This is a genomic window from Streptomyces cinnamoneus (assembly GCF_014650495.1).
GTDB lineage: Bacteria > Actinomycetota > Actinomycetes > Streptomycetales > Streptomycetaceae > Streptomyces > Streptomyces cinnamoneus.
This window is the reverse complement of sequence record NZ_BMVB01000002.1, coordinates 78,921-93,830: the sequence shown is the minus strand read 5'-3', so window position 1 is coordinate 93,830 and position 14,910 is coordinate 78,921. Positions and strand designations below refer to the sequence as shown.

The window sequence follows — 14,910 nt, the reverse complement described above, 5'->3', positions numbered from 1 at the left end:
AGCAATTAGTTGTCGACAGCCAGGAGCGAACCAGTGATCCCCGGTGGCCAGCCCAACATGCAGCAGCTGCTTCAGCAGGCCCAGAAGATGCAGCAGGACCTCGCCGCGGCCCAGGAAGAGCTGGCGCGCACCCTCGTCGAGGGCACGGCGGGCGGCGGCCTCGTGAAGGCCACCGTCAACGGTGCCTGTGAGCTCCAGGGCCTGGTCATCGACCCCAAGGCCGTGGACCCGGAGGACACCGAGACCCTCGCCGATCTCGTCCTCGCCGCCGTGCGCGACGCCAACGCGACCGCCCAGCAGCTGCAGCAGCAGAAGCTCGGCCCCCTCGCCCAGGGCCTCGGCGGCGGCATCCCCGGCCTGCCGTTCTGACCCGCGGCTGAGCCCCCGACCATCGCAGAAGGAGAACCCGATCCGTGTATGAAGGCGTAGTCCAGGACCTCATCGACGAACTGGGCAGGCTGCCCGGCGTCGGTCCCAAGAGCGCCCAGCGGATCGCGTTCCACATCCTCCAGGCGGAGCCGGCCGACGTCCGCCGGCTCGCCCACGCGCTGACCGAGGTCAAGGCGAAGGTCCGGTTCTGCGCGGTCTGCGGCAACGTGGCGCAGGAGGAGCGGTGCCGGGTCTGTCAGGACCCGCGCCGCGACCTCGCCGTCATCTGCGTCGTGGAAGAGCCCAAGGACGTCGTCGCCATCGAGCGGACGCGCGAGTTCCGCGGCCGCTACCACGTGCTCGGCGGGGCCATCAGCCCCATCGAGGGCGTGGGACCGGACGACCTGCGCATCCGTGAGCTGCTCGCCCGGCTCGCGGACGGCACGGTCACCGAGCTGATCCTGGCCACCGACCCCAACCTTGAGGGAGAAGCCACCGCCACGTACCTCGCCCGCATGGTGAAGCCGATGGGGATGAAGGTCACACGGCTGGCCAGTGGCCTGCCCGTCGGCGGCGACCTTGAATATGCCGACGAGGTCACGCTCGGGCGTGCCTTCGAAGGGAGACGACTTCTCGATGTCTGACGCAACGCTGCACGACGCGAAGCGCGACCCGGACGACTTCGTCGTCTCCGTCGCGGATTCGATCGAGAGCTTCATCGTGGCCGTCGCCGAGGTGTCCCGCGGCGACGAACCCGACAGTGCCGTGCCCTTCCTGCTGCTGGAGGTCTCCCAGCTGCTCCTCACGGGCGGCCGGCTGGGCGCGCACGAGGACTTCCTCCCGGACGAGCCGTACGAGCCGGACGTCGGCCCCGAGCCGGACGTCGACGAGCTGCGCGAGCGGTTCGCGGCCATGCTCGACCCGGTGGACGTCTACTCCGAGGTCTTCGACCCCTACGTGCCGCGCAGCGCGCCTGTCGCGTCCCGGATCTCCGACGACCTCGCCGACATCATCACCGACCTGCGGCACGGCATGGCGCACTACCGCGACGGCCGCGTCAGCGAGGCCCTGTGGTGGTGGCAGTTCTCCTACCTCTCCAACTGGGGCCCCACCGCCTCCGCCTGCCTGCGCGCCCTGCAGTCGCTGGTCGCGCACGTCCGGCTCGACCAGCCGCTGGCCGAGCTCGACGGGCTCGACACGGACGCGGTGGTCGACGAGCAGCTGGCCGAGGAGGCCGGGCGGGTCATGGCGGCGGAGATCGGCGGCCCGCTGGGGATCAGGTCCCTGGGGAGCTGATCCCCCGGCCGCGGGCCGATTCCGTTTCGCTGTCGTCGAGCTCGGGGTCGGCTTCGGCCCCCGTCTCCTCAGCGGCTTCGGCATCGGCCCGGGACCGTGCCGCTTCGGCTTCGGCCTCGCGGCGCTTCTGTGCCAGCTCGGCCGCCTTCTTCTCCGAATACAGCCGCATGTCTGCCTCGGCCTTGCGGTCGTACATCATCGCTGCCTCCCAGAGCCGCGCCTCCCTTCCACTGTCGGTGTCCGGCGCCGAACGCGCGACGGCGTGCGGACGCTCGCGCCCGGCTCGCGGGGTGATTTGTGCTCTTACCGCAAACACGATGCGTGATCGTGTCTAACCTGCGTGTGAGACGCGGCCGGCGGGGAATGGCCGGAGGGGAGAAACATGTCGGGCGACAGGCAAGCGCAGACCAGGTCGGCGACCATGCGGATGTTCGGCAGCCAGTTGATGGGCTGGCGCAAGCGGGCGGGGGTGAGCCGGGAGCAACTGGCCCAGGAGGCCGGGTACTCGGTGGAGTTGGTGAAGTCGGTGGAGCAGGGGCGGCGGAAGCCGCAGCTCCAACTCGTCGATGCCGCTGAGTTGTTGTGCAACGCGGGTGGGCTGTTGCGGGATGCGGCTGAGCATATTGTGCAGAGCAAATTCCCGGACTGGTTCGAGGAGTACGCGCGATACGAGGCGGAGTGCGCGTCGCTGGGGATCTACCAGAACCATGTGATTCCGGGTCTTCTCCAGACTGAGGAGTACGCACAGGCGGTGTTCCGGAGCAATCGGCCAGTCCTCGATGACGACGAGATCGAGGAGGGCGTAGCGGCTCGTACGGAGCGCCAGCAATTGCTGCACCGGACTCCGCGTGCGGTGATCAATGCCGTGGTCGAGCAGGTCACGCTGGAGCGGTGGATCGGTGGCAGGGAAGTCATGCGGGGCCAGTTGCGTCATCTGCTCGAACTCGCCGGCTGCGGAATGTGGACATTCAGATCATGCCGACGCGTCGCGAGACGCATGCAGGCCTGTCTGGCCCGTTGTATGTGCTGGAGACCCAGGATCACCAGCGACTGGTCTACTTCGAGGGCCAGAAGGCCAGCGTGCTGCTCGCGGACCCGAAGTGCGTCTCGGAGCTGAACATGCGCTATGCCATCCTGCGGTCGCAGGCCCTCACCCCGGAAGACACGGTGAGTCTGCTGGAGAAGACGCTAGGGGAGCTATGAACCGCGAGTGTGCGATAGGTAGTTACGAGGCGCTGGAATGGTTCAAGTCCAGCTACAGCGGCGATGGCGGTGAGGCCTGCGTTGAAGTCGCCTTTGCCTGGCGGAAGTCCAGCTACAGCGATGAGGGCGGCGAGGCCTGCGTCGAAGTCGCCACCGGCCCCCACGCCGTCCTCGTCCGGGACTCGAAGCTCGACCCCCGAGCTCCGAGACTCGATGTAACCCCCGTCGCCTGGGCGGCATTTCTGCGGTACGCCCCGAGCTCCGAGACCCGAGCCCTGCTTTCAAGGAATGGTCGGTAGGAGCTATCTCCCACCCACCCACCACCAAGTCGCCTTTACCACAAGCGGGATGACTTTGGGTGATCGGGTTGCGACGCGGCGTGCCGACGCCCTAGCGTGCGAGCAACAAACAACCCCGGCCGGTGCTGACAACACCAACCGGGGTCTGACCTCCGAGATCGAATGAGAGTCGATCCGTGGCTGTTGCCCACCTTAGTGCTGCCCTGCCCGCCCCCGCACACCCCATGGCCAATCCCGGCTTCGGCAAGCGCAACGCGCCCGACCAGGAGCCGCCCACCGGCGACGACTTCGCACATCTGCCCAGGCGTGAGGCGGCCATCGCCGCGTTCATCGACCGGCTGCCCGAAGGGGCGGCGATGGACGCGAAGACGCTGGCCAAAGTCCTGCCGGACTATGGCCAACTGGCGTGCCGGACGGCGCTGGGGCGCCTGAAGGATGCCGGGCACGTGTTCTATCGCCAGGTGGCTGCCACCACAGAGCGCGGCGTGCGCTGGGTGACGCGGACGTTCTTCTCCCGGACCGCCCGCTCGGGGGAGTGGTGGAAGCGGTTCGAGCGCGGCGAGGTGCCCACGGAGGGCGCCCCCGAGCCGGAAACCGAGCCGGAAGCCGAGTCCGTACCCGGTCCGGTCCGTGAGGCCCCCGCACCGCGGCGCTCCCGCGCGTACGGGGCCCTGGTCGCCCTCCGCCACGCCGACCCCCGGCTGACGCTCTCGGCCGCCGAGTGCGCCCATCTCGAACCCCTCGCAGCGGAATGGCTGAGCCGTCACATCACCACGGAACAACTGGTGGCGGCGGTCACGGCCGGGCTGCCGCCGCAGATCCACAGCCCGGCCGGCTTCGTACGCAAACGACTGGAGACCAAAATGCCGCCTCTGCCCCCGAGGCCCGTACCGGCCTACAACGACCGCTCCGCGCCGCCCTCGTATGTGAGTACGAGCATGCAGGCGTGCATCTGCTGCAGCAATGTGGATATCGCCACTGCCATGGGGGACGGAGAGTGCGCGAAGTGTGCGCAGGTCCCCCCGGACATCCCGGAGACCTTTCTGTCCGAGGACCCCTGGGGCGACGGGCAGGACGACTGGTCGGCCCTGCCGCCCGAGGAGGTCACGCGGCGCGTCGACGTCCTCCGCGCTGCGGCCGGTATCGCCCGTAAGGCGCGTACATGACCGCGCCGCCCTTGGCGAGGGCACCATGGAGTGGAGGAGGCGACGCCATGACCCCGAGGATGACCGCCCAGCCACTGCTGTCCATCGAAGAGTTCGAGGAGCTTGCCCACAGGGCGCCGGAGACCGTCCGGCTTGAGTTCATCAACGGAAAGGTAGAGGTCAAGCCGGTGCCGGACGGTAACCACGGCGAGATCGCCATGTGGCTGCTGGAGCAGTGCATGCAGCAGCGACCGGATCTTCGTCTCTACCTTGAGCAGGGGCTGAAGGTAGAGACGTACCGCAGGGGCCGGGCCCGCCCGGACGGCTCCCTCACACCCCGGAAGCACTTCGCGGGCCAGGGAGAGTGGGCCGATCCCAAGGGTGTGCTGATGACGGTCGAGATCACCTCGCGCGATTCCGACACCGATCGTCGGGACCGGTGGGAGAAGCGCGACGGGTACGCGGCTGTGGGCATCCCCGTGTATCTCCTCGTCGACCGCGAGCGGTGCGTGATCACCGTGCACACGGAGCCGAAGAAGGGCGAGTACCGCAGCATCATCATTCGGTCCTTCGGCGAGCGCATCGAGCTCCCCGACCCCGTCGGCATCGTCCTGGAGACCGAGGAGCTGAAGGAATTCGCCGACTGACGGCCTACGACCGGAAATCTCACCATGTGACACCGGCGCGGCCCGTTCCGGCCGCTCGTTAGACTCGGACCCGACCGCATTACGCATATGTATAGCTGCGAGGAGCGCACGTGGGCCTTGTCGTGCAGAAGTACGGAGGCTCCTCCGTTGCCGATGCCGAAGGCATCAAGCGGGTCGCCAAGCGAGTCGTGGAAGCCAAGAAGAACGGCCACCAGGTGGTCGTCGTGGTTTCCGCGATGGGCGACACGACGGACGAGTTGATCGATCTCGCCGGGCAGGTTTCCCCGATCCCTGCCGGACGTGAGTTCGACATGCTGCTGACCGCCGGAGAGCGGATCTCCATGGCGCTGCTGGCGATGGCGATCAAAAACCTCGGTCACGAGGCGCAGTCGTTCACCGGCAGCCAGGCTGGAGTCATCACCGACTCGGTCCACAACAAAGCGCGCATCATCGACGTCACGCCGGGCCGCATCCAGCAGTCCGTGGACGCGGGCAACATCGCGATCGTGGCGGGCTTCCAGGGTGTGTCCCAGGACAAGAAGGACATCACGACCCTGGGCCGGGGCGGCAGCGACACCACCGCCGTCGCGCTGGCGGCCGCGCTGGACGCCGAGGTGTGCGAGATCTACACGGACGTCGACGGTGTCTTCACCGCCGACCCGCGGGTCGTGAAGAAGGCCCGCAAGATCGAGTGGATCTCGTTCGAGGACATGCTGGAGCTGGCCGCGTCCGGTTCCAAGGTGCTGCTGCACCGTTGCGTCGAGTACGCACGCCGTTACAACATCCCGATCCACGTCCGCTCGTCCTTCTCCGGGCTGCGCGGCACCTGGGTCAGCAACGAACCGCAAGGGGACCAGCCGATGGAGCAGGCGATCATCTCGGGTGTCGCGCACGACACCTCCGAGGCGAAGGTCACGGTCGTCGGGGTACCGGACAAGCCGGGCGAGGCGGCGACGATCTTCCGTGCGATCTCCGACGCCGAGATCAACATCGACATGATCGTCCAGAACGTCTCGGCCGCTTCCACGGGCCTGACGGACATCTCCTTCACCCTGCCGAAGACCGAGGGCCGCAAGGCCATCGAGGCGCTGGAGAAGACGAAGTCCCGCGTGGGCTTCGACTCGCTGCGGTACGACGACCAGATCGCCAAGATCTCGCTGGTCGGCGCCGGGATGAAGACGAACCCGGGCGTCACGGCGACGTTCTTCGAGGCGCTGTCCAACGCCGGCGTGAACATCGAGCTGATCTCGACCTCCGAGATCCGCATCTCGGTCGTCACGCGCGCGGACGACGTCAACGAGGCCGTGCGGGCCGTGCACACGGCCTTCGGCCTGGACACCGACAGCGACGAGGCCGTCGTCTACGGAGGCACCGGCCGATGACGTCCGTGGGCCCGGGCGGGGCGGGCGTCGTGCGTACGACTGCGGACGGCGCCCGCTCCACCCGGCCCACGCTGGCCGTCGTCGGTGCCACCGGCGCGGTCGGTTCGGTGATGCTGGAGATCCTCTCCCGGCACGCCGACATATGGGGCGAGATCCGGCTCGTCGCCTCCGCGCGCTCGGCAGGACGGAAGCTGACCGTCCGGGGCGAGGAGGTCGAGGTCGTCGCGCTGAGCGAGGAGGCGTTCGAGGGCGTCGCCGTCGCGATGTTCGACGTGCCGGACGACGTCGCCGCGCGCTGGGCGCCGATCGCGGTGGCCAAGGGCGCGGTGGTCGTGGACAACTCGGCGGCGTTCCGGATGGACCCGGACGTTCCGCTGGTGGTGCCCGAGGTGAACGCGCACGCGGCCCGGGTGCGGCCGCGCGGCATCATCGCCAACCCGAACTGCACGACGCTGTCGATGATCGTCGCGGTGGGCGCGCTGCACGCCGCGTTCGGGCTGACCGAGCTCGTCGTCGCCTCGTACCAGGCGGTGTCGGGCGCCGGCCGGGCGGGCGTGGACGCACTGCGCGCGCAGATGGAGGCCGTGGCCGGCACGGAGCTGGGCACGCGGCCCGGGGACGTGCGGCGGGCGGTCGGCGACGCGGGCCCGTTCCCGGCGCCGGTGGCGCTGAACGTGGTGCCGTGGGCCGGGTCGCTGATGGCCGACGGCTGGTCCTCGGAGGAGCTCAAGGTGCGCGCCGAGTCGCGCAAGATCCTGGGGCTGCCGGAACTGCGGGTGAGCGCGACGTGCGTGCGCGTACCGGTGATCACGACGCACTCGCTGAGCGTGCACGCGCGGTTCGAGAACGAGGTGACCGTCGAGCGGGCGCACGAGATCCTGGCCAACGCTCCGGGGGTCGTGCTGTGCGACAGCCCTGCCGACGGGGAGTTCCCGACGCCGGCGGACGCGGTGGGCACCGACCCGACGTGGGTGGGCCGGGTGCGGCGCTCGCTGGACGACCCGACGGCGCTGGAGCTGTTCGTCTGCGGTGACAACCTGCGCAAGGGCGCCGCTCTGAACACCGCACAGATCGCGGAAGTCGTGGCGACGGAGCTGACTGCTCAGTAATACTTGGGACGCCCGGGGGGACGGCGGGGAGGAGCCCGGTAGGAATACGGGCGGCCGGGTGAAGGTTGTGTGATCAACTCGTTGGTCCAGACCGCTTGAATCCGAGCTCGGGCTGGGCGGACGATCGACTAGAAATGGACGGACGATCGGTCTGTCCGACCGTGCGCTCCCCGTCCCGCCGCAACCGCAGCCGGGGTGGGGAGCGTCTTTGTTGCCGTCTCTCATGACGGCTTCAAAACCGGGGCATTCGGGGCATCAAGGAAGAGCTGGTACGCATGAGGGCAAAGGGCGCATCGCTTGACGAAGCGTCATCAATCGCTACCGCGGTGCCTTGCGCGTACAACCCTGACGGGGGGAAGCGTGTCCAACAGGCGTGGCAGAGGTCATCAGCATCGCAACCGTCCCGCGGCGCATGGGCGCCCCGGGGCGCCCGCGTACCGCAGCACCGGGCGGTATGCCGGTGATCGCTCCCTGGCCGGCCGCCCGCCCGGCGCAGCTGCCCCCGCAGACGTCCGCCGTGGGGGGCGTGCCGACGGCCGCCGCCCCGTCCCCGACAGCGCAGTTGTCCGCCGCCGGGATGCCCACGGCGGCGCCCGCGCCGTGGGGGGACGCTGACGAGGCGATGGCAGCGGGCACCACAGTCGACCACCTCACCGAGACCTACCGGGCCCACTACCGGTCGCTGCTCGGTCTCGCCGCCCTGCTCCTGGACGACACCGCCTCCTGCGAGGACGTGGTGCAGGAGGCGTTCATCCGTGTGCACTCCGCGCGCAACCGCGTCCGCGAGCCGGAGAAGACGCTCGCCTACCTGCGGCAGACCGTCGTCAACCTGTCCCGCTCCGCGCTGCGCCGCCGCATCCTCGGGCTGAAGCTGCTGTCCAAGCCGATGCCCGACATGGCGAGCGCCGAGGAAGGGGCGTACGAACAGCTGGAGCGCGACCAATTGATCAAAGCCATGCGTGGACTGCAGCGCCGCCAGCGCGAGGTCCTCGTCCTGCGCTACTTCGCCGACATGACCGAGGCCCAGGTCGCCGAGACCCTGGGCCTCTCGCTCGGCTCGGTCAAGGCGTACGGCTCGCGCGGCATCGCGGCGCTCCGGATCGCCATGGAGGCGCCGGTATGAGCCACCAGCACCGTGACGGTGGGGGCGAGCTGGACGAGCAGGCGCTGCGGCGGCTGTTGCACGGCGCGGTCGACGACATCGAGCCCTCCGCCGACGCGCTGGAGCACCTGCAGCGTGCGGTGCCGGTGCGGCGTACCCGCCGCAGGCAGGCGGCGGTGGGCGTCGCCGCCGCAGTGATCTTCGGAGTGGCGGCCATGCCGGCGCTGATCCACGTCGCGACGACGGTGGGCACCGCCGACGACCGTCCGGCCAATGCGGCCAGCAGCCGCCAGCGCACCCACGAGCTGTCCGAGGGCCGGCGCGGCACCGGCGGCGCGGACGGCAGGGCGGGGGAGACCACCGCCGGGCCGGACGAGCGCAAGGGCGAGGACGGGCAGAAGGGCGAGGAGGGCCGCAACGACGGCAGCGCCGCCGGCCCCGCAGGCTCCACGGGCGGCGCGCCCCCGGCGGCCGGCCCGACGCTCGCCGCGTCCTCCCCCACCTGTGACCGCAACCAGCTCGGCAAGGGCGTCGGCAGCGTCGGTGCCGCCGACAAGGACGGCCGCGTCTACGGCGCCTTCCGCGTCGTCAACGTCTCGCACTCCGTCTGCTCCGTCGCCGGGGCGGGGGTGGTGGCGGCCCACGCCCAGGGCAGCGCCGAGAGCTCGCGGGTCTCCGTCGTGGACCACACCGTCGGCGACGCGGCGTCCGGACTGCCGGACCCGTCCACCGAGCCCACCCAGGTGATCCTGCAGCCGGGCCAGGCGTACGAGGTCAAGTTCGCGTGGGTCCCCTCGGCCGACGGGGGCCGCAGCGGCTGCAGCCGGCCCGGCCCCACCCCGGCCCCGCAGCCCAGCCCGTCCGCCGCTCCGGGCGCTTCGGCCGCCGCCGAGGAGCAGCCGCCGGCCGCACAGGACGCCGCGCCGGCCCGCCCCCCGGCGAGCGTCGTTCTCAGCCACACCCCCGAGGCCGGTGAGCCGAAGGCCGCCGACACGACCATCCCGGACGCCTGCGCCGGCACGATCTACCGCACCGGCGCCCTGGCGGCACCCCCGGCGGCGTAGGGCCTGCGGCCCGGGCGCACCCGCCGGACGGCGGTGACGACGCTGCCCGTACCGTGGTGGTGTGTATCGGTTCCTGCTGACTCCCCGCTGGTGGGGAATCAACGTCTTCGTGGCGCTGGCCATCCCCTTTTGCCTGTTCATGGGCAGCTGGCAGCTCAGCCGCTTCGAAACGCGCGTGGACACGCACCGCGACCGGCAGACCCAGGCCGACGAGGCCCGGGCGGCCGACGCCGTGCCCCTGAGCCGGCTGCTGCCGGTGAGCACCGAGACCTCCGGCCGCCGGGCGAGTGCGACCGGGCGCTACGACACCGAGCACCAGCTGCTCGTCCCCGACCGCGACCTGGACTCCCGCAAGGGCTTCTACGTCCTCACGATGCTGCGCACCGAGGGCGGCAAGGCCCTGCCGGTCGTACGGGGCTGGCTGCCCGGCGACGCGGGCTCCGGGGACGACACCGCGAAGGTCCCGGCCCCGCCGGCCGGCGAGGTCACCGTGACGGGAGCGCTCCAGGCGTCGGAGAGCCCGTCGTCCAAGGGCGTACGGACCTCCGGCGGCCTGCCGCAGGGCCGGCTCGGCGTGATCAGCGCCGCCTCGCTGGTCAACCTCGTGCCGTACGAGGTGTACGACGCGTGGATCACCGTGTCCGAGGCGGCCGCCCCGCTGACCGCCGTGCCTCCGGCCGCCGCTCCGAACAGCGGCCTGGACCTCAAGGCGTTCCAGAACCTCGGCTACACCGGCGAGTGGTTCGTCTTCGCGGGCTTCGTGGTCTTCATGTGGTTCCGGCTGTACCGCCGTGAGGTGGAGGCGGCGCAGGACGTGGCCCTGGGCATCACCTCCGGCCCCTCGGACGAGGACCGGGGCGGGCCGGCGGGACCGGGCGGTCCCGCCGGCCCGGACGGGCCTAGCGGTGCGGGCGGCTCAGATGGCGCTCGACGAAATCGATCTCAAGCCGAAGCTGTTTGATCCGCTCCTCCATCACCAGCGAGCCGTGCCCCGCGTCGTAGCGGTACACCTCGTGCGGATGGCCGCGCCCGGCCAGGCGCTCCACGTAGTTCTCGACCTGGCGTATCGGGCAGCGCGGGTCGTTCATCCCGGCGGAGATGTGGACCGGGGCCCGCACCTGGTCGACGTACGTCAGCGGTGACGACGCCGCGAAACGCTCCGGCACCTCCTCCGGCGTGCCGCCGAGCAGGGTCCGGTCCAGCGCCTTCAGCGCCTCCATCTCGTCGTGGTAGGCCGTGACGTAGTCCGCGACCGGCACCGCGGCCAGCCCCAGCGCCCACGCCTCGGGCTGTGTGCCCAGGCCGAGCAGCGTCAGGTAGCCGCCCCACGAGCCGCCGGCCAGCACGAGCCGCTCCGGGTCGGCGAGCCCCGAGGCCACGACGTGCTCGCGCACCGCCGCGATGTCCTCCAGCTCGATGAGCCCGACGCGGTGCTTGAGCGCGTCGGTCCAGGCGCGCCCGTATCCCGTGGAGCCGCGGTAGTTGACGCGGACGACCGCGAAGCCGTGGTCCACCCAGGCCGCCGGCTCGGCGGCGAAGGCGTCGCTGTCGTGCCAGGTCGGGCCGCCGTGGATGTCGAAGACCGTCGGGAAGGGACCCTCACCCGCAGGCTTCTGCACCAGTGCGTGGATCCTGCCGCCGGGCCCGTCGACCCAGAGGTCGGAGACGGGAACGGAGTCGGGGGCCCGCTCGATGCCGTGGGGGACGGCGGGGGCCGTCAGGACGACGTGCCCGGCCGTCGAGCGCACGACGGGCGGCTTGGCGGCGGAGGACCACAGGAACTCGACCGTCCCGTCCGGCCGGGGCAGCGCCCCCGAGACCGTGCCGGGCGGCGTCTCCAGGCGGCTCAGCCCGCCGTCGGCCAGCTCGTACCGCCACAGCTCGCTGCGCGCGTGGTGGCTGTGGTCGATCAGCAGCGCGGTGCCGTCGGGGAACCAGGCCGCGTCGAGGTCGCCCGGCAGGTCGACGGCCAGCGCCGTCTCCTCCCCGGTGACCGCGTCCCAGAGCATCGGCTCCCAGCGGCCGCGCCGCTGGTGCCCGACGAGCAGCCGGGAGTCCCCCTCGACGGGCGCGAACCCCATCACGGCCAGGCCCAGCTCCTCGGTGCCGCCCCGGGTGTCGTCCAGCTCGCCGACGACCGAGCCGTCCGTCCGTACGACCCGGATCGCGTAGTGCATGGCGTCGCCGTGCTCGGTGTGCTCGATCGCGATCAGCGAGCAGTCGTGGGAGAGGCCGCCCACGCCGGCCGACTGCTGATGCCGGTAGACCTCGGCGATCTCACCGCCGGGGCGCACGACGTGCACCGACGAGCCGCCCTCGTCCGTGGACCGCCCGATGACCGCCGTGCCGTCCCGGCCCAGCGCCAGCCCGTCCGGATACGAGGGCTCCAGCCCCGGCGCCGCCGGCTCGTCCGCCCCACCGTGGAACGGCTGCCGCACCCACACGCCGAACTCGTCGCCGTCGGTGTCGGAGAACCACCAGATCCACTCCCCGTCCGGCGACAGCACCCCGCCCGTCGTCCCGTTGGGCCGGTCCGTGACCTGCCGCTGCCCGCCCGTGGCCCGGTCCCAGGCGTACAGCTCGTAGGTCCCCGTCGCGTTGGACGTGAACAACGCCCGGTCCGGGGCCCCCTTGGCCCACCGCGGCAACCCGACCCGAGGCGCCCGGAACCGCTGCTCCCACTCCGGCACACAGCCCACCCCGACCGCCTCCCCCTGCAGGAACCCGTTGCTCTCAGCCATGCCCCCATTCTGCGCTGCGGCACTGACATCGCGGTGGGCGGCACCAGAGCTCAGGGTGCAGCAGACTTGGGCTGCTGATCATCGCCGCCGCCACGGCGGTCACTGATCGGCGGCGACCGACGATCAGGAGGGGGACGAGATGGACCCGAAGGGCATCCGTAAGGCGATCGAGGAGTTCTGGTTCACGCGCGGAAACCAGAAGGGCAAGCTGGCGGACGGCGGGGCCGCAGGGGGAGAGGCCCGCGCCAATGGCCACATGAAGACCCTTGAGAACCTGGTGAAGCAGGCATTCCTCGACTGCGGCATCCCCGAGCACTGCATCCACACCGGGCGGCCCTACCTGCCCGGGTACTACCGGGTGCGGAAGCAGTGGGACCTTGTCGTGATCTACAAGGGCGCTCTCGTCGCGGCCTTCGAGTTCAAGTCCCAGGTCGGCAGCGTGGGGAAGAACTTCGGCAACCGCTTCGAGGAGGCGCTGGGCAGCGCGACCGATCTGGACGCCGCTCAGAAGAAGAACGGCTCCTTCGGCGACGTCCCGCCGTGGCTGGGCTACGTCTTCGTCCTCCAGGAGACGGACGAGACCGAGACGGAAGGGCGCGCCACGAGCGCCCTGTTCCCGACGGACTCCGCCTTCGAAGGGCTCTCCTACAACCAGCGCTACCAGGAGATGCTGCGCCGCTTCATCGGCGAAGGCGTCTACCACGGCGGCTGGTTCGTCACCACGCAGCGGAACGACGACGGGAGCGTCACCTACGGCGAGCCCCTGGCGACGGCCACGGGGCGGACGCTTCAGGTGGCGATCGAAGGACGGGTGAAGCTGGTGAAGGCCATGCTGGGCGACTAGTCCGGCAACGCGGTGAGTCCGTACACGCGCAAGGCGGCGTCGGTGGCGGCCTTCACGTCACGGCGCTCGAAGGCCTGCGCCAGGGCTTCCCTGTCGCTTTCGCCGATCGATCCCGGATCCGGGACGCGGATCTTGCGGAGGTACTGCGCCTGAAAGCGAAGGGTGCCCCCGCGCATCTTGACCGCGTACGCGTCCACGAACGCCTCCGCGACCTTGGACAGCAGCAGGCCGCCGAGCACGCGCATGTCCCAGGTGTCGGAGACGAGGAAGTACAGGTTGTGGTGGGGGTACAGGCCGCCTTCGTCGAGCACGGGGTGGATCCGGAGCTTCATGTCCGGGAACAGCAGCTTCTGCCTGCGCGTGAGCCGGTGGTCGACCTTGTCGATGGTCTTGTACCAGCGCTGGGGCTGCTTGACCGCGACGTAGCGCCTTCGCAGGACCTCGCTGTGCTTCTCGAAGTGGCGGGCGAGCCGGGGGTAGGCGGTGAGGTCGACCAGATCGCCGTCGGCCGTCCAGGGGTTGACGAGATACGTGCCGGTCCAGTCCAGCTTGCCGCTGGTGGTGTCACGGACCATGGCCATGGGGAGGAGACGGTCGTCCTCCACCAGGCCCTTGTCCTGGGTGAGGAAGACCTTGTCGGCGCCGGTGGCGATGCCGATCCCGACGCGCGTCCCCGTCCCGGCATCCTCCAGCGGCCGGAAGCGCTCCGTCAGCTCTTCCAGAACTGCCAGTCGCGCGGGCGAAGCGGCCGGCCAGGAGTCCTCTTCGGGGAACCAGTGGGGCATGCGAGCGGCCTGGTATGCGGCTGTCGCGACCGACGCCGGGCCGTCGGCCGCGTACCAAGCGGCGAAGTCGCGGGCCTGCTCGGCACCGAACGAGCGAGTGGTGTCCGCGGCGACGGCCACACCCTGCCGCCGGTTCGAGATCACCGTGATCGCCGGATAGGCCGAGACCTGCTCGTCGAACGCGTCGACCTCGTGCATCACGAGGGCGAGATCCATGCTGAAGTCGCTCGTCACCATGCGGCGCAGTCGGCGGCCGTACTGATTCCGCATCCAGCGGTCCGCGCAGATGAAGCCCAGCTTCCCGCCGGGGGTGAGGCTCCTCAGAGCGACTTCGTAGAAGCCGACGTAGATGTCCGCCCGGCCGCCCATGGTGGCGCAGCTGTCACGGTATGCGGCCATCCGGGCGTCAGGAACGTCTTCGAGGCGGATATAGGGAGGATTGCCGACCACGTAGTCGGCGCGGTGCTCCTCGTCCGCTTGGAGGAGGTAATCACCCTGCCTCACCCATGCGGCGGCCACGCGCTTGACGTCCTTCTGCTTCCATCCCTCGTCCTGCAGCGTCTGCCGGACCAGCCCCCGGCTCAGCTCCACGTTGTGATCCAGGAGGTCGAAGGCCCGCACGGCGTCGATCGCGTCCGTGACGGGACGGCCGTGCAACCGGCACGACGCGCTGATCCGGGAGGCAACCACACCGAGAAACGCTCCGCCGCCGCAAGCCGGCTCCGTAAGCCTCAGATCGCAGAGGTCCTTGTCCGGGGTGTAGCCGAGGAGATCAAGGATGAGCTCCACCACCCAGGCCCGGGTGAACACCTCGCCGTGCTCCACTGCCTCCTGCAGAGACGCGGGAAGAGGGAGGTCGTCGGTGCCGAACAGCGCGATAGTTGCCACCTCAGGACAGTACCGCCCCGGTCTCCGCGCCCTTCT

At 70.4% G+C, this 14,910-nt stretch carries 15 protein-coding genes and 1 pseudogene; 13 read left to right on the top strand and 3 right to left on the bottom strand.

All coding sequences use genetic code 11. The annotated features are described in order from the left end of the window. The first annotated feature begins 33 nt into the window (after positions 1-33). The 3 genes from IE182_RS02960 to IE182_RS02950 are packed head-to-tail and all read left to right on the top strand — an operon-like array spanning position 34 to position 1,665. On the top strand, positions 34-369 hold the full coding sequence (locus IE182_RS02960) for a YbaB/EbfC family nucleoid-associated protein (RefSeq protein WP_190108041.1): 336 nt from the start codon (positions 34-36) through the stop codon (positions 367-369). Positions 370-413: 44 nt separating this feature from the next. Further along, positions 414-1,013, top strand: a complete 600-nt coding sequence (gene recR, locus IE182_RS02955; RefSeq protein WP_190063850.1) for a recombination mediator RecR — start codon at positions 414-416, stop codon at positions 1,011-1,013. Beyond that, a complete protein-coding gene (locus IE182_RS02950; protein ID WP_190108040.1) occupies positions 1,006-1,665 on the top strand; it encodes a DUF5063 domain-containing protein in 660 nt (219 codons plus the stop codon). The genes recR and IE182_RS02950 overlap by 8 nt, the downstream gene beginning before the upstream one ends. On the opposite strand, the gene IE182_RS02945 is transcribed toward IE182_RS02950, so the two are convergent. Next, on the bottom strand, positions 1,646-1,864 hold the full coding sequence (locus IE182_RS02945; RefSeq protein WP_190108039.1) for a hypothetical protein: 219 nt from the start codon (positions 1,862-1,864) through the stop codon (positions 1,646-1,648). The two genes, IE182_RS02950 and IE182_RS02945, sit on opposite strands and share 20 nt — an antisense overlap. A gap of 183 nt (positions 1,865-2,047) precedes the next feature. On the opposite strand from IE182_RS02945, the pseudogene IE182_RS32680 reads away from it, so the two are divergent. The 9 genes and pseudogenes from IE182_RS32680 to IE182_RS02900 all read left to right on the top strand — a co-directional run bounded on the left by IE182_RS32680 (position 2,048) and on the right by IE182_RS02900 (position 10,577). Next, positions 2,048-2,868 (top strand): annotated as a pseudogene (locus tag IE182_RS32680) (helix-turn-helix domain-containing protein). Beyond that, the gene (locus tag IE182_RS02935; RefSeq protein WP_190108037.1) at positions 2,865-3,167 is read left to right on the top strand and encodes a DUF397 domain-containing protein; all 303 of its coding nucleotides are present in this window, start codon (positions 2,865-2,867) and stop codon (positions 3,165-3,167) included. The pseudogene IE182_RS32680 and the gene IE182_RS02935 overlap by 4 nt, the downstream one beginning before the upstream one ends. A 176-nt stretch (positions 3,168-3,343) precedes the next feature. Continuing rightward, positions 3,344-4,333 carry a hypothetical protein gene (locus IE182_RS02930; protein ID WP_190108036.1) on the top strand — a complete coding sequence of 330 codons (990 nt, stop codon included), beginning with the start codon at positions 3,344-3,346 and terminating at the stop codon, positions 4,331-4,333. Positions 4,334-4,380: 47 nt separating this feature from the next. After that, the gene (locus tag IE182_RS02925; RefSeq protein WP_190108035.1) at positions 4,381-4,959 is read left to right on the top strand and encodes a Uma2 family endonuclease; all 579 of its coding nucleotides are present in this window, start codon (positions 4,381-4,383) and stop codon (positions 4,957-4,959) included. Between the two features lie 110 nt (positions 4,960-5,069). Beyond that, the gene (locus tag IE182_RS02920) at positions 5,070-6,341 is read left to right on the top strand and encodes an aspartate kinase (RefSeq protein ID WP_190108034.1); all 1,272 of its coding nucleotides are present in this window, start codon (positions 5,070-5,072) and stop codon (positions 6,339-6,341) included. Continuing rightward, positions 6,338-7,450 carry an aspartate-semialdehyde dehydrogenase gene (locus IE182_RS02915; protein WP_190108033.1) on the top strand — a complete coding sequence of 371 codons (1,113 nt, stop codon included), beginning with the start codon at positions 6,338-6,340 and terminating at the stop codon, positions 7,448-7,450. Before IE182_RS02920 ends, IE182_RS02915 begins: the two co-directional genes overlap by 4 nt. 412 nt (positions 7,451-7,862) lie before the next feature. Next, entirely contained in the window at positions 7,863-8,573 is a 711-nt protein-coding gene (locus IE182_RS02910; protein WP_190108360.1) for a SigE family RNA polymerase sigma factor, read from the top strand. Further along, positions 8,570-9,616, top strand: coding sequence for a hypothetical protein (locus tag IE182_RS02905; protein WP_190108032.1), 1,047 nt, complete (start codon positions 8,570-8,572; stop codon positions 9,614-9,616). The genes IE182_RS02910 and IE182_RS02905 overlap by 4 nt, the downstream gene beginning before the upstream one ends. Before the next feature lie 61 nt (positions 9,617-9,677). Then, on the top strand, positions 9,678-10,577 hold the full coding sequence (locus IE182_RS02900) for an SURF1 family protein (protein ID WP_190108031.1): 900 nt from the start codon (positions 9,678-9,680) through the stop codon (positions 10,575-10,577). Here the strand turns inward: IE182_RS02900 and IE182_RS02895 are convergent. Beyond that, positions 10,516-12,357, bottom strand: a complete 1,842-nt coding sequence (locus IE182_RS02895) for a S9 family peptidase (protein ID WP_190108030.1) — start codon at positions 12,355-12,357, stop codon at positions 10,516-10,518. The genes IE182_RS02900 and IE182_RS02895 overlap by 62 nt on opposite strands. Before the next feature lie 139 nt (positions 12,358-12,496). Here IE182_RS02895 and IE182_RS02890 point away from each other — a divergent pair, with 139 nt between their 5' ends. Continuing rightward, a complete protein-coding gene (locus IE182_RS02890; RefSeq protein WP_190108029.1) occupies positions 12,497-13,201 on the top strand; it encodes a PaeR7I family type II restriction endonuclease in 705 nt (234 codons plus the stop codon). On the opposite strand, the gene IE182_RS02885 is transcribed toward IE182_RS02890, so the two are convergent. Further along, positions 13,198-14,874, bottom strand: a complete 1,677-nt coding sequence (locus IE182_RS02885; RefSeq protein WP_190108028.1) for an Eco57I restriction-modification methylase domain-containing protein — start codon at positions 14,872-14,874, stop codon at positions 13,198-13,200. The two genes, IE182_RS02890 and IE182_RS02885, sit on opposite strands and share 4 nt — an antisense overlap. Positions 14,875-14,910: the final 36 nt, after the last annotated feature.